This is a genomic window from Pseudomonas sp. D(2018) (assembly GCF_005502555.1).
GTDB lineage: Bacteria > Pseudomonadota > Gammaproteobacteria > Pseudomonadales > Pseudomonadaceae > Metapseudomonas > Metapseudomonas resinovorans.
Genome location: NZ_SCOK01000012.1, coordinates 76,886 through 95,555, shown reverse-complemented (window position 1 = coordinate 95,555; position 18,670 = coordinate 76,886). Strand labels below are relative to the sequence as shown.

Here is an 18,670-nt window from a genome sequence, read left to right as displayed (position 1 = left end):
CTCCACCAGCCTAGACGGTCGCCTTGAAAGCCCAAGGTGCTTTCCACTACCGTATCGCCCTTTCCGATAACCCAACGGAGCCGCCATGTCCCTGGCAAGCCCGCGTTCGCTTTTCCTGCTCGCCTTCCTTGGCTGTGTCGCCGTCATGGGCGGTGCGCTTTATCTCGAACACGTCCTCGGTCTCGAGCCTTGCCCGCTGTGTATCGTCCAGCGAGTGTTCATCATCGCCTTTGGCGTCATCTGCCTGATCGCTGCACTGCATGGTCCAGAGCGCACCGGGCAGCGCGTCTACGCCGTACTGGCGTTGCTGTTCTCCGCAGGCGGCGCTGCTGCTGCCGGGCGCCAGATCTGGCTGCAGAGCGTGCCGGCGGACCAATTGCCTGCCTGCCTGCCGAGCTTCGACTACATGATCGAGGCGTGGCCCTTCCTCGATATCCTCAAAACCATGCTCCACGGTACTGCCGATTGCGCGGAAGTGACCTGGACCCTGTTCGGCATGAGCATCCCCGAGTGGAGCCTGCTGGCCTTTGCCGGCTGCGTGCTGTTCTCGCTCTACCAACTGCTGCGCCGCGCCTGACCGAATTGGGCGCATGACCTGTCATGCGCCCTTCGCTTGCTAGTTCCCGCCTGTTCTCCTGCGTTCTTTCCCTGCGCCAATCCCTCGCGCAGCGCTCAAGGCTCCGGCCAGACAAGCCGCGGCCTGCCAATTAAACGCTCGTATGAATTTTTTCCCGCCAGCGCCTTGCTGGTACTGCCCCGCGGGCATAATCTGGCCCGCACGCGCCGCCGGAATATTGCCGTTTTGGCGGTGTCTTCCCAGGATCTTGCACCGGTCGACAAAAAACCGTCTCGGAGCGGACGTATAACGGCATTACCGAATTAGGGAAGTGAGGTCGTCACCATGCTCGAAAGTTGCCAGAACGCTCAGGAACGTTGGGGTGGCGTGCACCAGCTGATCGACCGCTGGTTACAGGAACGCCAAGAGTTGGTTCGCGTCTACAGCTCGCTGAGCGACAAGCCCCAGGCCCCCAGCGCCAATGCAGAAGGGCTGCAAAGGTTTTGTGAGGTCCTGCTGGACTATGTTTCCGCAGGGCACTTCGAGGTCTACGAGCAACTGCTCAATGAGGCGAAAGCGTTTGGCGACCAACGCGGCCTCGACCTCGCCAAGCAAATCTATCCTCGCATCGAAGCCATCACCGAAGTTGCGCTGGCCTTCAACGACCGCTGCGACAACGGCGACTGCCGTGACCTCAGCTTGACGACCGAGTTAACGAATCTCGGGCAGCTGCTTCACGAACGCTTCGAGCTGGAAGACTGCCTGATCGAAGTGTTGCACAACGCCCACCAGGGGCAGGCCTCGCAACCGGCCTGACTGCACCCTGCTGGCGCTGGAATAGGGCCGGGGTACGCCCCGCAGGCCTTATTCCAGAGCCCTCCGGGCGTTGCACAGCTGTCGGCGCGAACAGGGTTCCCCGGCCTTGCATTGCCAGGTTCGGATCGCTCCAGCGGAACCCTGTACCGACACCTAGTCGCAAGGCCTGTGCGGGCGGAATTGCTTGGCCTCTGGCGACTCGCGAAACAGGCGACTAGTATGGGCCAAATAACGCCCGCCAGGAGGCATACCATGTCGGCCAAGAAGAAGCCCGTAAGCACCCCGCTGCACCTGCTGCATCAGCTTTCCAACAGCCTGCTCGAACACCTCGAAAAAGCCTGCGCCCAAGCCTCGGTCGACGCTGAAAAGTTGCTGACCAAGTTGGAGAAACAGCGCGGCAAGGCCCAGGAAAAACTGCATACCGCGCACACCAAGCTGCAAGACGCGGCCAAGGCCGGCAAAGCCAAGGCGCAAGCCAAGGCCAAGGACAGCATTGGCGAACTCGAAGCCTTGCTGGAGACCCTGAAGAATCGCCAGGCCGAAACCCGGACCTATATCGCCCAGCTCAAGCGCGACTCCCAGGAAAGCCTGAAGCTCGCCCAGGGCGTCGGCAAAGTACGTGAGGCTGCCACCAAGGCCCTGACCTCCCGCGAAGCCAAGCCTGCTGCCGCCAAGGCGGTCGCGAAGCCGGCTGCCAGGCCAGCGGCCAAACCCGCTGCCAAGGCAGTTGCTGCCAAGCCCGCGGCGAAACCAGTTGCTAAGGCTGCTGCGAAGCCGGTTGCAAGAGCTGCTGCCAAGCCTGTTGCGAAGCCGGCTACCAAGGTTGCCGCTGCGAAACCTGCTGCCAAGCCCGCGGCCAAACCCGTTGCCAAGGTTGCAGCCAAGCCGGTTGCAAAGGCCGCCGCTGCCAAACCTGCCGCAGCTAAACCTGCTGCCAAGGCTGCAGCCAAGCCTGCTGCGAAGCCAGTTGCGAAGGCCGCTGCTGCCAAGCCTGCCGCAGCCAAACCTGCGCCTAAAGCTGCGGCTAAACCGGCCGCGAAACCAGCTGCTAGAACTGCAGCCAAGCCGGCCGCGAAGCCCGCCGTTGCGGCGAAACCCGCAGCCGCCAAGCCTGTCGCCAAACCAGCTGCGACTGCTGCCAAGCCTGCAGCCGCTGCCAAACCCGCGGCGAAGAAGCCAGCGGCTAAACCGGCCGTGAAGAAAGCCGCTCCGGCCAAGCCCGCAGCAGCCAACCCCGCCGTAGCGCCGGCTGTCAAACCGGCTGCCGCTGCACCGGTCGCTCCGACTGTGCCGGCTGCCGCGCCGGTTGCCAGCGTGGCGCCGACCAGCAGCAACGGTGCTTCCCCGACCTCGCCGTCGAACTAAAGCGCCAGGGCCGCGACGCGCAGTAGATCGAGCGCGTCGCGGTCTGCTCCATCCAGCCCTGGGCAAATGCCCATAAGCCAAGGCTGAACCTGCTCCAACCCTCCTTCTGCCCAGCCATCGGTGGCGCCTTCCAGGCGCGCCAGCAGTTTGCGCTCGGCGTCCATCTCAAGCGCCTTGATCTGCTCTCGTAACCCGGCCAACGCCTGATCGTCCTGCGCTTGCGTCCGCCAATTCTGGCGGAGTTCACGTAAGGGTTTCACCACTTGTTCCTGCCAGGGCTCGCACACCTTGTTCAGGGCGTCCAGGCGTGAGGCGTCGAACGTTGCGCCGCGCCGTCCCAGCCAGCAGGCTGTGAGCAACAGGCAGACGTCGGCGCCAGCCTCCTGAAGACGCAGGCAGGCCTGCTCGACACCGGGCTCGGTGTAGAGGCGAAGGGCGAAAGTCCACAGGTCTGAAGTCATGGCGCTCCTCGGGCGATGGGGCGACGAAGCTGATAAACTCCGCCGCCATCATGATCCGACTGCAAAATCTCACTCTACAGCGAGGTCCGCAGCGCCTGCTAGAAGGCGCTGAAATGACCCTGCATGCCGGCCAGAAGGTCGGTCTCATCGGTGCCAACGGTGCCGGCAAATCCAGCCTGTTCGCCTTGCTGCGCGGTGAGCTGGGGCCGGATGCTGGTGATTGCCTGCTGCCCGCTGATTGGCGTATCGCCCACATGCGCCAGGAAGTGGACAACCTGGAGCGCCTGGCCGTGGACTACGTGCTCGACGGCGACCAGCACCTGCGCAAGGTACAGCGTGACCTTGCTGCCGCTGAGGCTGGCCACGACGGCACTGCCATTGCCCGCCTGCACATCGAGCTGGACAGCGCCGACGGCTATACGGCGGACGCCCGCGCGCGCAAGCTGTTGGCCGGCCTTGGTTTCACCTCGGAGCAAATGGACCGCCGCGTCGGCGACTTCTCCGGCGGCTGGCGGATGCGCCTCAACCTTGCCCAAGCGCTGATGTGCCCGTCCGAACTGTTGCTGCTCGACGAGCCCACCAACCACCTTGATCTCGACGCCATCCTCTGGCTCGAAGAGTGGCTCAAGGGTTACCCGGGCACCTTGCTGCTGATCTCCCATGACCGGGACTTCCTCGACGCGGTCGTCGACAACGTCGCGCATCTGGAGCAGCAGAAGCTGACCCTCTATCGCGGTGGCTACTCGGCCTTCGAGCGCACCCGCGCCGAGCGACTGGCGCAGCAGCAACAGGCCTACGAAAAGCAGCAGGCCCAGCGTGCGCACATGGAGAAGTACATCGCCCGCTTCAAGGCGCAGGCGACCAAGGCTCGTCAGGCACAGAGCCGGATCAAGGCGCTGGAACGCCTCGAAGAGCTGGCGCCCGCCCATGTGGATTCACCCTTCGACTTCAGCTTCCGCGAGGCCGACAAGATCTCCAGCCCGCTGCTGGATCTGTCCGAAGGCCGCTTGGGCTATGGCGACAAGGCCGTGCTCCAGCAGGTCAAATTGCAGCTGGCGCCGGGCGCTCGCATCGGCCTGTTGGGCCCCAACGGTGCCGGCAAGTCGACCCTGATCAAGACGCTTTCCGGCGACATCGAGCCCCTCGGCGGGCGCCTGGCACGCGGTGAGAACCTGGCCATCGGCTACTTCGCCCAGCACCAGTTGGATGCGCTCGACGCCAAGGCCAGCCCGCTGCTGCACCTGCAGCGTATCGCACCGAGCGAACGCGAACAGACCCTGCGCGACTTTCTCGGCGGCTTCGACTTCCGCGGTGATCGCTGCGACGAAGCGGTCCTCAATTTCTCGGGCGGCGAGAAGGCGCGTCTGGCCCTGGCGCTGATCGCCTGGCAGAAGCCGAACCTGCTGCTGCTCGACGAACCGACCAACCACCTCGACCTGGAAATGCGCCTCGCCCTGACCATGGCATTGCAGGATTTCGCGGGTGCCGTCCTGGTCGTGTCTCACGATCGTCACCTGCTCAAGAGCACCACCGACGAGTTCCTGCTGGTGGCCGATGGTCGCGTGCAGAGCTTCGATGGCGACCTCGACGACTATGCCCGCTGGCTGGTGGATTACCGCGCGCGCCAGACTCCCGTGACCAGTACACCGGTGAACCCGGACAAGACCGACAAGCGCGCCCAGCGCCAGGCCGCGGCCGCCCTGCGCCAGCAACTGGCGCCGCACAAGAAGGAAGCCGACAAGCTGGAGAAGGACCTGGGCAAGGTGCACGAGCAGTTGGCGGGCATCGAGGGACGCTTGGGCGATTCCGCCCTTTACGAGGCGGCACGCAAGGACGAACTGCGTGACCTGCTGGCCGAGCAGGCGCGCTTGAAGGCCCGCGAGGCCGAACTGGAAGAAGCCTGGCTCCTGGCCCTGGAAACCCTGGAGGATCTGCAGCGGCAACTGGAGGCCGCGGACTGATGGATGACCTGCAACTCCTGACCGCCTGGAGCGAGCCCCTGATCCGCGCAGCGCAGGTATTGCTGATCGTGCTGCTGGCCTGGCTGGTGCAGCGCATCGTCACCCGCGGCATCACCCGTCTCGGGCAAAGTTATCCCCAGCTGCCTTCCGAGCTGATGCTTCCCCTGCGTGGGCTCCTGCGCTGGATGATCCTCGGCAGTGCTTTCATGCTGGTGCTGGAGCGCTTCGGCGTGTCGGCCGAAGTGCTGTGGACCGCCTTGACCGGTTTTGCAGCCGTGGCCGCCGTGGCTTTCTTCGCCATCTGGAGCGTGCTCTCCAACATGTTCTGCGCGGTGCTGATCTTCTCCCTGGGGCCGTTTCGCCTGGGGGACAAGGTGGAGGTGATAGAAAGCGCTGACAAGCCGGGCGTGAAGGGCAGGGTGATCGCCATCAATCTCTTCTACACCACCCTCGAAGATCTCAGCGAAGACAGCCACGGCGCGCTGGTGCAGGTGCCCAACAGTCTGTTCTTCCAGAAGGCGGTGCGCCGCTGGCGCTGACGGTACTGGGCAGCGGTTGGACGAAGGGGTAGGCTCTGCGGCCTGCCTTTTTTCGTTTCCGAGGTATCTGCCATGGCGCTTCAGACCTGGCTCGCTTTCCTGGTCGCCTGCTGGGTGATCAGTCTGTCACCGGGTGCCGGTGCCATCGCCTCCATGTCCTCCGGCCTGCAATACGGCTTCCTGCGTGGCTACTGGAACGCGCTTGGCCTGCAGATCGGCCTGGCCCTGCAGATTGCCATCGTTGCCGCCGGCGTCGGCGCCATCCTCGCCACCTCCGCCCTGGCCTTCAGCCTGATCAAGTGGTTCGGCGTGATCTACCTGGTCTACCTCGCGGTGAAGCAGTGGAAAGCGCTGCCCAGCGACCTCAGCAACGATTCCGCCGAACGCCCCATCGGACGCCCGCTCACCTTGGTGCTGCGCGGTTTCCTGGTGAACTTCAGCAACCCCAAGGCGATTGTCTTCATGCTCGCCGTGCTGCCACAGTTCATCGACCCCCACGCGCCGTTGGTGGAGCAGTACCTGGTAATGGGCGTGACCATGATCACTGTCGACCTGATCGTCATGGCCGGCTACACCGGCCTCGCCGCCCGCGTCCTGCGTCTGCTGCGCACGCCGGGTCAACAGCGGGTGATGAACCGCAGCTTCGCCGCACTGTTCGTCGGCGCCGCAGCATTGCTGGCGACCGTGCGCCGGGCGCCAGTCTGAGCTGCGCATCTCCCGGCGAGCGGGCGCTCGCCGGGCGTCTTCCTGTCGGAAGTCTCTTTCCGTCGATCTGTCCCAAGGATTTTTAACTCTGTTGCAGGCCAGGAATGGCGGGGCCTGCAGCCGAAACCTGCGACAAACCACCGCAGCGGGTCAAGCTATCCGGGGTTGAGCTGAATCGTTAGGAAGGTAACAATTCCGCTCCCCATTCTCATTTGAGATTGACTCATGTTCCCGATTCCGAGATTGCTCAGCTGGCTCCTGATGCCGCTGATGGCGCTCTGCAGTTTCAGCCTGATGGCCGACCCGGCCGACGGCGCAGCCCAGGCACTGCACCTGCTCAGTTACATTGGTGCCGACTACCCCGCCACCGTGGTCGATGGCGAGGTCATCGACTCCGGTGAATACCGCGAACAGATCGAATTCCTCGGTGTGCTGCAGGGCCTGATCGTTGCCCTGCCGGCTCGTGAGGGCCAGAAGGACCTGGAACAGGGCGTCGCCAGCCTGCACCAGGCCATCGAAAGCAAGCAGGATGGCGCCGCCGTGGCCCGTCAGGCGCGCCAGTTGGCCACCCGGCTGGCGGCGACCTACGAGGTCAGCCAGGCTCCTCTCATCACCCCTGACCCCGCTCGTGGTGCACCACTTTATGCCCAGCATTGCAGCGTCTGCCACGGCGACAGCGGTGCCGGTGATGGCCCGGCGGGCCTGGGGCTGGAGCCGCCACCGGCCAATCTGCGCGATCAGGCGCGGATGGACCGGATGAGCCTCTACGACCTCTACAACACGCTCGGCCTGGGCGTTGAAGGCACCGATATGCCGGCCTTCATCGACCAACTGGATGATCGTCAGCGCTGGGATCTGGCCAGCTACATCGCCGGCTTCAGCGCCGATCCTTCGGTGAACGGTCAGGCCATTTCCCTTGGGGAGTTGGCAGGCCGCACGCCGGAGGAAGTCGGCGTCAGCCAGGGCGCTGCGGCCCAGGCGCTGTTCCGCGCCCAGCGGGCCCAGCCGCCGAACCAGCAGCGCGGGCCCAAGGAGCTGATCGGCCATACCCGCGCGACCCTGGAGCAGAGTCTCAAGGCCTACCGTGATGGCGATGCCGACCAGGCCTACGACCTTTCGGTCGCTGCCTACCTCGAAGGCTTCGAGTTGGTGGAGAGCTCCCTCGACAACCTCGATGCGGTGCAGCGCAAAACCACCGAGCGTGCGCTGATGGCTTACCGGCAGGCCCTGCAGGATCGCCAGTCCGTGGGGCAGGCGGCGCAGTTGCTGGAGCAGGCCAAGGCTGAGCTGGACAAGTCCGCGAACCTGCTGGGTAGCGATGGGTTGAGCAGCTCGCTGAGTTTTATCTCCAGCCTGCTGATCCTGTTGCGTGAGGGCCTGGAGGCGATCCTGGTGCTGGCGGCGATCCTCGCCTTCCTGCGCAAGACCGGCCAGGAGCATGCGGTACGCGGTGTCCACGTTGGTTGGGGGCTGGCCGTCGTTGCCGGCTTCGCGACCTGGGCAGTGGCGGCCTTCCTGATCGATGTCGGTGGTGCCCAGCGCGAGCTGATGGAAGGCTTCACCGCGCTGTTCGCCTGCGTGATGGTGCTCTGGCTCGGTGTGTGGATGCACGACCGCCGCCATGCGGCTGCCTGGCAGAGCTATATCAAGGAACACCTGCTGAGCAGCAGCGGCCGCTTCGGCTTCGCGACCCTGGCGTTCTTCTCGGTGTACCGCGAGCTGTTCGAAGTGATCCTGTTCTACGAAACCCTCTGGCTGCAGGCCGGCCCGGCCGGACACAGCATGGTGATCGCCGGTGCGCTGACTGCGCTGGTGCTGCTGGTGGGGCTGGCCTGGGTCATCCTGCGCGGCTCGGCGAAGCTGCCGCTGGGAACCTTCTTCATGGCCAACGCCATCTTGCTTTGTGCCCTGTCGGTGGTGTTCGCCGGCCATGGTGTGGCGGCGCTGCAGGAAGCCGGGGTGCTGGGCACTCGTCCGGTAGCCTTCTTCGAGTTCGACTGGCTGGGCATCCATCCGGACGCCTACACCTTGTCGGCGCAGGGGCTGGCGCTGTTGGCCATCGCGGCGCTCTATGGTCGCAGCTGGCTGCGCGAGCGCGACGTGGCCCAGGCCTGAATCCGGGGCGAGGGGTGTAAACTCTTCGCCCTTTTTCATTTCGGAAGGTGAAGCCAATGCGCGTCTGGATCGATGCCGATGCCTGCCCCCGGGCGGCCAAGGACCAGGTGATCAAGTTCGCCCTGAAGCGAAAGTTCGAGGTGGTGCTGGTGGCCGGGCAGAGCCAGGTGAAACCGGCCTTCGCCTGCGTGCAGCTGGTGGTGGTACCCAGCGGACCGGATGCCGCCGATGACTACCTGGTGGAGAACGCCGTACCTGGTGAGCTGGTGATCTGCAGCGACGTCCCCCTGGCCGATCGCCTGGTGAAGAAAGGCGTGGTTGCTCTCGACCCGCGCGGTCGCGAGTTCGACGAGCGCAACATGGGCGAGCGCCTGGCAGTGCGTAACCTGCTTACCGACTTGCGCGACCAGGGCCAGATGGGCGGTGGCCAAGCCGCCTATGGTGAGAAAGAGCGGCAGGCCTTCGCCAACACCCTGGACCGCTTGCTGACGAAACTGAGCCGAGGCTGATGTGGAGGGCACGCCTGCGGCCTGCTTGGCGAATGAATTCGCTATGTCTGCGTTAGCTGTTGCTAGAGATTGACCCTTGGGCCAAGAGCCTTGTAGGAGCTGGCTTGCCAGCGAAACGGGGCCATTCGCTGGCAAGCCAGCTCCTACGGGCGATGCAGGTACTTGCAACACGTCATGCAGACATAGCCAATGAATTCACCGCTACAGGATGAGGCCGGTCACGATCTGCTCAGCCACAGAGATAGGTGCCGGTGCCCACCGCCACCAGCGTGCCGTCGTCGGCATGCAGTTCCGAGCGCACCACGGCCACCTTGTTGCCTGAGCGCAGCAGCACGGCGGTGGCGGTGAAGTGCTGGCCACGACCGGGGCGCAGGTAGTCGATACGCAGGTCGATGGTGCCGAGCTTGGATAGCCGCGCCATGCGTTCCGTTGTGGATAAGTGCTGGTGTCGTTCGAAGGCACCGATCAACGCCATGGCACCACCCACTACATCCAGCAGGCTGGAAATCACCCCGCCGTGGAGGATGCCGTGGACGAAGTTGCCGATCAGTTCGTCCTTCATCGGCAGGTGCATGACCACCTTCTCGGTGCTCATCTCGCCGAGCTGGATACCGAGCACACGGTTGAAGGGAATGCGTTCGAAGAAGCCAGCGACGGCCTGTTGCAGTTCAGGGGTGAGGGTGAAATCGGTCTGGCTCATGGCGCCTCCTGGATACATCGATGCTTCGACGCTGCCGCAGAAACGGCCGGGGTGCCAGAGGGGCGGCGGGAGAGGCGGGAGGATTGGCCGGATCGACACGGTGCGGGTGGCTGGCGCCACCCGCCCGGGGGACTTCAGTGGGCCAGTTCCAGCACCCGGTCCACCAGTTTGTAGATGCCGGCGGCGGCTTCGCTGATGGACTGCGCCAGCATGTAAGCCGGGGTGGTCACCAGCTTGCGCTTCTCGTCTTCGACGATTTCGCTGACCACGCAGTCCACGTGCTGGGCGCCCATTTCCGCCAGGGCAGCTGCAGTACCGGCGTCGTTGCCGATGGTGCAGCTCACGCCTTCGCCGTAGATCTTCGCCGCCAGTGCCGGAGCGATGCAGATCAGACCCACCGGTTTGCCCGCCTCGGCAAAACCTCGGGCGGCGGCCAGCACGTCGGGCTGGACGGTGCAGTTGGCGCCGCTGATGGCGAAGTCAGAAAGGTTTTTTGCTGCGCCGAAGCCACCGGGAACGATCAGGGCGTCGAAGTCGGCGGCATTCAGTTCACGCACGTCCTTGATCTCGCCACGGGCGATACGAGCCGATTCCACCAGCACGTTCCGGCTCTCCGGCATCTCGTCGCCGGTGGTGTGGTCGATCACATGGTGCTGTGCAATGTTCGGGGCGAAACACTGGACCTTGGCACCGCGCTGGTCCAGGCGCAGCAGGGTGACCACGCTCTCGTGGATCTCCGCACCGTCATAAACGCCACAGCCGGACAGGATCACGGCAACTTTCTTGGTCATGGACATCTCCAGGTCATTGGGCCGGCCCGAGGGTTTCGCGCAGGAACGCGAGCGCGCGTCGCTGGGCATCCTGGGCTGGGCCGGGTTGGTAGGTATTCAGGTCGCTGCGCTGGTCGAAGACGTGGTCGGCATCGCCGTACTGCACCAGTTCCAGACGTGCATCGTCCAGACTGTCGAGGGCCGAGAGGCACTGCTTGTGGTCGGTGATGTGGTCCTTGCCGCCGAGGAACATCAGCACCGGCGTGTTGTGTCCAAGGCCTGCACGCAGGTGGGCGGGGAAGCCGCAGTAGGGGTAGTAGGCGATCACGCCACGCACGCCGGCCAGCGCTCCTTTGCCTGTGGCAGGGAAGCCGTGGCCGGCACTGCCGTCATAGGAGAGGGCGTCGAGGATGGTCCAGCCGCCGTGGGAATAACCAAGCAGGGCCAGCTTGCTGCTGTCGATGGCCGGGTTTTTCCGTGCCAGTGCCAGGGCTGCGTATACGTCGATGGCGCGTTCGTTGCCCCACAGGCGCTTGCCGTCGCAAACCGGGCGCCAGTTCTCGATGCCGCGCGCGGCGTGACTGTCGACGAACATCACGGCGTAGCCGGCGGGCAGTAGCCAGGCGTTCACGTTGCGCACGAACAGGGGGCTCTGGCCACTGCAGCCGTGGAACACCAGCACGGTGGGAAAGGGGCCGCTGCCTTCCGGTGTGAACAGATCCAGGTGAGGTGCCAGGCGCTGTTCCGTCGCAGGCAGGTCGGCGGTTTGCGGCAGCAGGGCATCGCGATAGGGATAGAGTCCGAGCAGGGCCGCGCAGGCCAGGAGAAGCAGGACTATCAGGGCGGGTTTCAGGAGTTTGCGCATGCTGTCGTCATATGCCGCTTGGGTTGGCACGCCATGCCGAGGGGGCGGGGCGGCTGCGGGAGTAGCATCCCGGGTACTGAACGAAAGTTGCCTGTGCTTGGCGAGCTTTCGTCCAGACCCTGACGAGCAATCCTAGCAGGCCGGGGAATAGGGTCGCGAGCGCTGCGCCACTCCTCTTTGCCGCCTGTGGGTCACCGGACAAGAACGACGATAAGGCTGCCCCATGAATTACGTCCTCTATGCAGTGCCCTTCTTCTTCCTGCTGATCGGTATCGAACTGATCGCCGACCGCTGGCGCGGAATGAACAACTACCGTACCGCTGACGCCTTGAACAGCCTGAGCGCTGGCGTGTTGTCCACTACCAGCGGGCTGCTGACCAAGGTGGTGGGGGTGCTGACCTATTCGTTCGCCTGGGAGCACCTGGCGCTGTTCGAGCTGTCGGCGTCGAACCTCTGGGTATGGCTGCTGGCCTTCGTCTTCTACGACTTCTGCTACTACTGGAATCACCGTTTGGGTCATGAGCGCAACGTGCTCTGGGCGGCTCACTCAGTGCATCACCAGAGCGAGGAGTACAACCTCTCCACCGCCCTGCGCCAGACCAGCACGGGGTTTCTTTTCGGCTGGATCTTTTACCTGCCCATGGCCCTCGCCGGCGTGCCGCCCCTGGTGTTCCTCACCGTGGGCGCGATGAACCTGCTGTACCAGTTCTGGGTGCACACGCGCCACGTGCCCAAGCTGGGCGGGTTCGAGTGGATCTTCATCACGCCGTCCAACCACCGCGTCCATCATGCGCAGAACCCGGTCTACATGGATCGCAACTACGGCGGCGTGTTCATTCTCTGGGACCGGTTGTTCGGCACCTTCCAGGAGGAGCGTGACGAGGAACCGGTGATCTTCGGTGTGACTACGCCGCTGGCGAGCTGGAACCCGATCTGGGCCAACCTGCAGTTCTATGTGCAGCTCTGGCGCGACGCGGTGCGCACCGAATCCGGGTGGGACAAGCTGCGCATCTGGTTCATGCGCACCGGCTGGCGTCCGGCGGACGTCGCTGAACGTTATCCACAGGCCAAGCCCGACCTGTCACGCTTCACCAAGTTCGAGGTGCCCCTGGGCTTGGGGCAGAAGTGGTACGCCGGGCTGCAGTTCACCCTCTACGTCGTGGCCGGCACCTGGTTGCTGGGCACTGGTAGCGAGGTTTCGCTGGCCGGGCTCTGGCTGGCCTGGTCCTGGATGGCCTTTGGGCTTTATGTGATCGGCAGCTGGCTGGAGAATCGCCCTTGGGCGCGCTGGCTGGAGTTGGTGCGGCTGGCAGTCAACTGGCCGACCCTCTGGGCTGGCGCGACGCTGGGGCTGCTGCCGCTCGGGGCGATGGGGTGGGGAATGCTGGCGCTTTACAGTCTGATCAGTCTGGTCGCACTGTTCGGCCTGCCGCGCCGCGAGGCAGCGCTGGCGGTCTGAATCAGTTGTCCTTGCCGTTGTTGCGCAGGCGGCGTCTCAGCCAGAGCAGACCGCCAAGGGCGAGCAGGCCGCCGAGGACCATCAGCTCGTAGCGTTTGAGGTTGCCCAGCATGCCTTCGAGCACGGAACCGAAGTGGAAGGCGGCAAAACCCAGGGCCAGGGCCCAGACCAGCGCACCGATGCCATTTAGGATCAGGTAGCGCAGCGGCGGGTAGCCGGACAGGCCGATGGCCACTGGCATCACGGTGCGCAGTCCGTAGACGAAGCGGAAGCTCAGGACCCAGATATCCGGGTGGCGGCGGATATGTGCCAGGGCGCGGTCGCCCATGGCCTGCCAGCGCGGCTTGCGGGCAAGGATCTGACGGCCCTTGTGGCGGCCCATGTAGTACCAGAGTTGGTCGCCGGCATAGCTGCCGAAGAACGCCGTGGCTACCACGGCGTTGATGTCCATGTAGCCCCGGAAGGCCAGAAAGCCGGCCAGGACCAGGATCGTCTCACCCTCGAAGAAGGTGCCGAGGAAGAGGGCGAAGTAGCCGAAATCCTGGAGAAATTGTTGCAGCATGGTTGGGGTGCGCAGCGAAATGAACGCGCAGCCTAACCGGGTTGGCGCCCCGGGAAAAGCTCCGACCCGCGCCGAATGCCATCAGATTGACCCCGGACAATGGCTACGGTCGCGCCGCCCGGCGCATTGCGCCGGTCGACGCGACCGTGGGTCGCTGTCGCGCGTTGTTACCATTCGTTCATAATCGGCGCTTATATTTGTCACACTGCGTCCGTTCCGGGCCCTGGAGTCTGCTGTGAGCTTTACCCCTGCCAATCGCCTGTTCCCTGCAACCCGCCTGCGCCGCAATCGTCGTGACGATTTCTCCCGCCGCCTGGTACGCGAGAACGTCCTGACCGTAGACGACCTGATCCTCCCCGTATTCGTGCTGGACGGTGAAAATCGCCGCGAAGCCGTGCCTTCGATGCCGGGCGTTGAGCGCCTGTCCATCGACCTACTGCTCAAGGAAGCCGAGGCTTGGGTCAAGCTGGGTATCCCGGCGCTGGCGCTGTTCCCGGTAACGCCGCTGGAGAAGAAATCCCTCGACGGCGCCGAGGCCTGGAACCCGAATGGCATTGCCCAGCGCGCCATCCGTGCCTTGCGCGACCGCTTCCCGGAACTCGGCGTGATCAGCGACGTGGCCCTGGACCCCTTCACCACCCACGGTCAGGACGGCATCCTCGACGAGAACGGCTACGTGCAGAACGATGTGACCGTCGATGCGCTGGTCAAGCAGGCGCTGTCCCATGCCGAAGCCGGCGCCCAGGTAGTGGCCCCCTCGGACATGATGGACGGCCGCATCCAGGCCATCCGCGAGGCCCTGGAACTGGCCGACTTCCCCAATGTGCGCATCATGGCCTACTCGGCCAAGTACGCCAGTGCCTACTACGGCCCCTTCCGTGATGCGGTCGGCTCCGCCGCCAACCTCGGCAAGGGCAACAAGGCCAGCTACCAGATGGACCCGGCCAACACCGACGAAGCCCTGCACGAAGTGGCCGCGGACCTGGCCGAAGGCGCCGACATGGTGATGGTCAAGCCCGGTATGCCCTACCTCGACATCGTTTGTCGGGTGAAGGATGAATTCCGCGTGCCGACTTTTGTCTATCAGGTCAGCGGCGAGTACGCGATGCACATGGCGGCGATCCAGAACGGCTGGCTGAGCGAGGCGGTCATCCTCGAATCCCTGGTGGCCTTCAAACGCGCCGGCGCCGATGGCATCCTCACCTATTTCGCCGTACGCGCCGCAGAAATGCTCAAGACGGGAGCTTGATCTCCCCCCAGGAACTGCAGATGAACACCGAAGGACTCAATCCCAGCGCTTTGCTCGAACCCCTGAAAGAGGCCACAGAGATTCCGGTGGCCCCGGAGGAGCCGGTCGCCGAGGCGGCACCTGCCCCAGCCCCGGCGCCCGCTCCGGCGCCATTGGTGGTGCCGAGCCTGGATGACAGCAGCCTGTACATCCACCGTGAGCTGTCTCAGTTGCAGTTCAACATCCGCGTGCTGGAGCAGGCGCTGGATGAGTCCTATCCATTGCTCGAACGTCTGAAGTTCCTGCTGATCTTCTCCAGTAACCTGGACGAGTTCTTCGAAATCCGCGTTGCGGGCCTGAAGAAGCAGATCACCTTCGCCCGCGAACAGGCTGGCGCCGATGGCCTGCTGCCGCACCAGGCGATGGCGCGCATCAGCGAGCTGGTGCACGATCAGGTGACCCGTCAGTACAGCATCCTCAACGACATCCTCTTGCCGGAGCTGGCCAAGCACCAGGTCAACTTCATCCGTCGCCGCTACTGGACCGCCAAGCTGAAGGCCTGGGTGCGCCGCTACTTCCGCGACGAGATCGCGCCGATCATCACCCCCATCGGCCTGGACCCGACGCACCCCTTCCCGCTGCTGGTGAACAAGAGCCTGAACTTCATCGTCGAGCTGGAAGGTGTCGACGCCTTCGGCCGCGATTCCGGCCTGGCGATCATCCCGGCGCCCCGCCTGCTGCCGCGGGTGATCCGTGTGCCCGAAGATATCGGTGGGCCGGGGGACAACTTCGTCTTCCTGTCCTCGATGATCCACGCCCATGCCGATGACCTGTTCCCCGGCATGAAGGTCAAGGGCTGCTACCAGTTCCGCCTGACCCGAAACGCCGATCTCTCGGTGGACACCGAAGACGTCGACGACCTTGCCCGCGCCCTGCGTGGCGAGCTGTTCTCGCGCCGCTACGGCGACGCGGTACGGCTGGAAGTCGCCGACACCTGTCCGAAGAACCTCTCGGACTACCTGCTCAAACAGTTCGGCCTGGCTGAGAGCGAGCTGTATCAGGTCAACGGTCCGGTGAACCTGACGCGCCTGTTCAGCATCACCGGCCTGGAAAGCCATCCGGAACTGCAGCACTCGACGTTCACCCCGGTGATCCCCAAGCTGCTGCAGAAGGCCGAGAACCTGTTCAGCGTGGTGGGCAAGCAGGACATCCTGCTGCTGCATCCCTTCGAATCCTTTACCCCGGTGGTGGATTTCCTGCGCCAGGCCGCCAAGGACCCCAATGTCCTGGCGATCAAGCAGACCCTCTACCGCGCCGGTGCCAACTCCGAGATCGTCGACTCCCTGGTGGAGGCGGCACGCAACGGCAAGGAAGTCACCGTGGTGATCGAATTGCGCGCGCGTTTCGACGAGGAGTCCAACCTGCAGCTGGCGAGCCGTCTGCAGCAGGCGGGGGCCGTGGTGATCTATGGCGTCGTTGGCTTCAAGACCCACGCCAAGATGATGCTGATCCTGCGCCGAGAGAACGGCGAGCTGCGCCGCTACGCGCACCTGGGGACCGGCAACTACCACGCGGGTAACGCGCGCCTGTATACCGACTACAGCATGCTGACCGCCGACGATGCGCTTTGCGAAGACTTGCACAAGCTGTTCAACCAGCTGATTGGCATGGGCAAGACCCTGCGCATGAAGAAGCTGCTGCACGCGCCCTTCACCCTGAAGAAGACGCTGCTCGACATGATCGCCCGTGAGGCTCTGCATGCCAGTGAAGGCAAGCCGGCGCACATCATGGTCAAGGTCAACGCGCTGACCGATCCCAAGGTCATCCGCGCGCTCTACAAGGCCAGCCAGAGCGGCGTGCGCATCGATTTGGTGGTGCGCGGCATGTGCTGCCTGCGCCCCGGTATTCCCGGTGTGTCGCACAACATCCAGGTGCGTTCGATCATTGGTCGCTTCCTCGAGCACAGCCGGATCTACTACTTCCTCAACGGTGGCGACGAGAAGATGTACCTCTCCAGCGCCGACTGGATGGAGCGCAACCTCGACATGCGCGTCGAGACCTGCTTCCCGGTGGAAGGCAAGAAGCTGCTGACTCGCGTGAAGAAGGAGCTGGAGGCTTACATCAGCGATAACACCCAGAGCTGGGTGTTGCAGCCGGATGGTCGCTACCTGCGCAACAGCCCGAGCGGCAACCAGAACTCGCGCAACGCCCAGGCAACGCTGCTGGACAAGCTGACCAACCCGCCGATCAGCGCCCGCTGAGTGCGGACATGAAAACGGGGCCTTCGGGCCCCGTTGTCATTGTCGAGTCTTGCAGGGTGGGGGCGTCTTTCATTCCACCCCCTGCTTGTTACCTCAGCTCACCTTCAGCGCGAAATCGATGCGCTTCAGCCACTCGGCTTCCTGCTCGAAATCCGCTTGCGTCAGCGGGTTGGCTTCCAGCCAGTCTTTCGGGAATTGCACTTCAAGGCTGTTGTCGGCGGCCTTGAGTTTCACTTCAGGCATGGCCGAGGTGCCCCGGATGTGGTGGAACAGAATGGCGAAGCGCAGCAGCACACAGAGGCGAAGCAGCTTCACGCCCTCCTCGCCGAATTCGGCGAACCTGTCCTTGGGAATGTTACGGCGGTGGCCGCGCACCAGCAGGGCCAGCATCAACTGGTCCTGGCGGGAGAAGCCGGGCAGGTCCGAGTGCTCGATCAGGTAGGCGCCGTGCTTGTGGTAGTGGTAGTGGGCGATGTCCATGCCGATCTCGTGGACCCGTGCTGCCCACAGCAGCAGGTCGCGGTGCCAGTCATCGTCCAGCCCCCAGCTGTCCGCGACCTTTTCCAGGGCCGCCAGCGCCTTGGCCTCGACCCGCGCGGCCTGCTCCAGGTCCACATGGCAGCGTTCCATCAGGGCGCTCAGGGTGCGCTCGCGGACGTCCTCGTGGTGGTGGCGGCCCAGCAAGTCGTAAAGCACACCTTCGCGCAGGGCACCTTCGGAATGGGTCATGCGTTTGAGTTCGAGCGCTTCGAAGATGGCTTCGGCAATCGCCAGGCCGGCCGGGAAGATGGGGCGGCGATCCGGCTTGATGCCGTCCAGGTCGATCTTCTCGACGTCGCCCAGCTTGAACAGCTTGCGCTTGAGCCAGGCCAGGCCTTCCGGGTTGATCTCGCCATTGCCCAGGCCCGCGGCCTGGATCGCCAGGCCCACCGCGCGGATGGTGCCGGAGGCGCCTACGGCTTCCTGCCAGCCGAGGCGGCGCAGGCTGTACTCGATGCCCATCAGCTCCAGGCGCGCTGCCGTGTAGGCCTGCGCATAGCGAGCCGGGGTGATCTTGCCGTCGCGGAAGTAGCGCTGGGTGTAGCTCACACAGCCCATCTGCAGGCTCTCCCGCAGCTGTGATTCGAAGCGCTGGCCGATGATGAATTCGGTGCTGCCGCCGCCGATGTCCGCCACCAGGCGGCGACCGGGGGTGTCCGGCAGAGTGTGGGAGACACCCAGGTAGATGAGTCGCGCTTCCTCGCGGCCGGAGATGACTTCCACCGGGTGTCCGAGGACTTCCTCGGCGCGGCGGATGAACTCGGCGCGGTTGTGCGCCTCGCGAAGGGCGTTGGTGCCAACGATGCGCACCGCACCCTCCGGCAGGCCGGCAATCATCTGGGCGAAGCGGCGCAAGCAATCGAGGCCACGCTGCATGGACTCCTCGCTGAGGTTGCGCGCTTCGTCCAGGCCTGCCGCCAGCTGCACCTTGTCGCCGAGCCGTTCCAGGATACGGATCTCACCGTGGTCGACCTTGGCCACCACCATGTGGAAGCTGTTCGAGCCGAGGTCGATGGCGGCGATCAGGGACGGGATTTCGACGGGCTTTTGCGGCATGGTTTCGGGTCTCGATGCTGAACCGCGCAATCCTGCCACGGTTGCCCGGTCGCGCCAATGCGAATAGCGGTACGTTGGTACCAGTCTGGCGTGAGCCGGCAGCGGTCGGTTGGGTGCGGTCTTCTGGCGAATAGCTGGCTGTGCAAACTATAGGTGGGATATGACAGTCGCGCGTCATAGGGCCAGTGGTCTGCTCAGGCAG

General features: G+C 64.4%; 17 protein-coding genes. 11 read left to right on the top strand and 6 right to left on the bottom strand.

Going from position 1 to position 18,670, the window contains the following annotated elements; all coding sequences use genetic code 11:
• Positions 1 to 85: 85 nt before the first annotated feature.
• The 3 genes from FFS60_RS10600 (at position 86) to FFS60_RS10590 (ending at position 2,737) form a co-directional block, all read left to right on the top strand.
• Positions 86 to 577, top strand: a complete 492-nt coding sequence (locus FFS60_RS10600; RefSeq protein ID WP_028626845.1) for a disulfide bond formation protein B — start codon at positions 86 to 88, stop codon at positions 575 to 577.
• Positions 578 to 901: 324 nt separating this feature from the next.
• Entirely contained in the window at positions 902 to 1,372 is a 471-nt protein-coding gene (locus FFS60_RS10595; protein WP_028626844.1) for an Rsd/AlgQ family anti-sigma factor, read from the top strand.
• A gap of 252 nt (positions 1,373 to 1,624) precedes the next feature.
• Positions 1,625 to 2,737, top strand: coding sequence for an AlgP family protein (locus FFS60_RS10590; protein WP_137821952.1), 1,113 nt, complete (start codon positions 1,625 to 1,627; stop codon positions 2,735 to 2,737).
• Here the strand turns inward: FFS60_RS10590 and FFS60_RS10585 are convergent.
• The gene (locus tag FFS60_RS10585) at positions 2,734 to 3,198 is read right to left on the bottom strand and encodes a TIGR02444 family protein (protein WP_137821951.1); all 465 of its coding nucleotides are present in this window, start codon (positions 3,196 to 3,198) and stop codon (positions 2,734 to 2,736) included. The genes FFS60_RS10590 and FFS60_RS10585 overlap by 4 nt on opposite strands.
• 50 nt (positions 3,199 to 3,248) lie before the next feature.
• Between FFS60_RS10585 and FFS60_RS10580 the strand changes: the two genes are divergently transcribed.
• From FFS60_RS10580 to FFS60_RS10560, 5 genes are all read left to right on the top strand, one after another.
• Positions 3,249 to 5,159, top strand: a complete 1,911-nt coding sequence (locus FFS60_RS10580; RefSeq protein ID WP_137821950.1) for an ATP-binding cassette domain-containing protein — start codon at positions 3,249 to 3,251, stop codon at positions 5,157 to 5,159.
• Positions 5,159 to 5,698 carry a mechanosensitive ion channel family protein gene (locus tag FFS60_RS10575; protein ID WP_028626840.1) on the top strand — a complete coding sequence of 180 codons (540 nt, stop codon included), beginning with the start codon at positions 5,159 to 5,161 and terminating at the stop codon, positions 5,696 to 5,698. The genes FFS60_RS10580 and FFS60_RS10575 overlap by 1 nt, the downstream gene beginning before the upstream one ends.
• 72 nt (positions 5,699 to 5,770) lie before the next feature.
• Complete coding sequence (rhtB, locus tag FFS60_RS10570) at positions 5,771 to 6,403, top strand: homoserine/homoserine lactone efflux protein (protein WP_028626839.1); 633 nt, start codon at positions 5,771 to 5,773, stop codon at positions 6,401 to 6,403.
• A 225-nt stretch (positions 6,404 to 6,628) separates the two neighbouring features.
• Complete coding sequence (locus FFS60_RS10565) at positions 6,629 to 8,518, top strand: cytochrome c/FTR1 family iron permease (RefSeq protein WP_137821949.1); 1,890 nt, start codon at positions 6,629 to 6,631, stop codon at positions 8,516 to 8,518.
• Between the two features lie 56 nt (positions 8,519 to 8,574).
• Complete coding sequence (locus FFS60_RS10560) at positions 8,575 to 9,027, top strand: YaiI/YqxD family protein (protein ID WP_028626837.1); 453 nt, start codon at positions 8,575 to 8,577, stop codon at positions 9,025 to 9,027.
• A gap of 229 nt (positions 9,028 to 9,256) precedes the next feature.
• Here the strand turns inward: FFS60_RS10560 and FFS60_RS10555 are convergent, their stop codons facing one another.
• The 3 genes from FFS60_RS10555 to FFS60_RS10545 all read right to left on the bottom strand — a co-directional run bounded on the left by FFS60_RS10555 (position 9,257) and on the right by FFS60_RS10545 (position 11,362).
• Positions 9,257 to 9,727: a thioesterase family protein gene (locus FFS60_RS10555; RefSeq protein ID WP_028626836.1), complete on the bottom strand. Its 471-nt coding sequence runs from the start codon at positions 9,725 to 9,727 to the stop codon at positions 9,257 to 9,259.
• A 134-nt stretch (positions 9,728 to 9,861) separates the two neighbouring features.
• Positions 9,862 to 10,518 (bottom strand): isoprenoid biosynthesis glyoxalase ElbB, encoded by a 657-nt coding sequence (gene elbB / locus FFS60_RS10550; RefSeq protein ID WP_028626835.1) that lies wholly within the window; start codon positions 10,516 to 10,518, stop codon positions 9,862 to 9,864.
• A 13-nt stretch (positions 10,519 to 10,531) separates the two neighbouring features.
• Entirely contained in the window at positions 10,532 to 11,362 is an 831-nt protein-coding gene (locus tag FFS60_RS10545) for a dienelactone hydrolase family protein (RefSeq protein WP_028626834.1), read from the bottom strand.
• Positions 11,363 to 11,585: 223 nt separating this feature from the next.
• On the opposite strand from FFS60_RS10545, the gene FFS60_RS10540 reads away from it, so the two are divergent.
• On the top strand, positions 11,586 to 12,821 hold the full coding sequence (locus tag FFS60_RS10540) for a sterol desaturase family protein (protein ID WP_137821948.1): 1,236 nt from the start codon (positions 11,586 to 11,588) through the stop codon (positions 12,819 to 12,821).
• A 1-nt stretch (position 12,822) separates the two neighbouring features.
• On the opposite strand, the gene FFS60_RS10535 is transcribed toward FFS60_RS10540, so the two are convergent.
• Positions 12,823 to 13,383 carry a DedA family protein gene (locus FFS60_RS10535; protein WP_137821947.1) on the bottom strand — a complete coding sequence of 187 codons (561 nt, stop codon included), beginning with the start codon at positions 13,381 to 13,383 and terminating at the stop codon, positions 12,823 to 12,825.
• A 235-nt stretch (positions 13,384 to 13,618) separates the two neighbouring features.
• Between FFS60_RS10535 and hemB the strand changes: the two genes are divergently transcribed.
• Positions 13,619 to 14,632: a porphobilinogen synthase gene (hemB, locus tag FFS60_RS10530; protein ID WP_137821946.1), complete on the top strand. Its 1,014-nt coding sequence runs from the start codon at positions 13,619 to 13,621 to the stop codon at positions 14,630 to 14,632.
• A 20-nt stretch (positions 14,633 to 14,652) separates the two neighbouring features.
• Positions 14,653 to 16,872 carry a polyphosphate kinase 1 gene (gene ppk1 / locus FFS60_RS10525; protein WP_137821945.1) on the top strand — a complete coding sequence of 740 codons (2,220 nt, stop codon included), beginning with the start codon at positions 14,653 to 14,655 and terminating at the stop codon, positions 16,870 to 16,872.
• A 93-nt stretch (positions 16,873 to 16,965) separates the two neighbouring features.
• Here ppk1 and ppx read toward each other — a convergent pair whose 3' ends face one another.
• A complete protein-coding gene (gene ppx / locus FFS60_RS10520; RefSeq protein WP_028626829.1) occupies positions 16,966 to 18,468 on the bottom strand; it encodes an exopolyphosphatase in 1,503 nt (500 codons plus the stop codon).
• Positions 18,469 to 18,670: the final 202 nt, after the last annotated feature.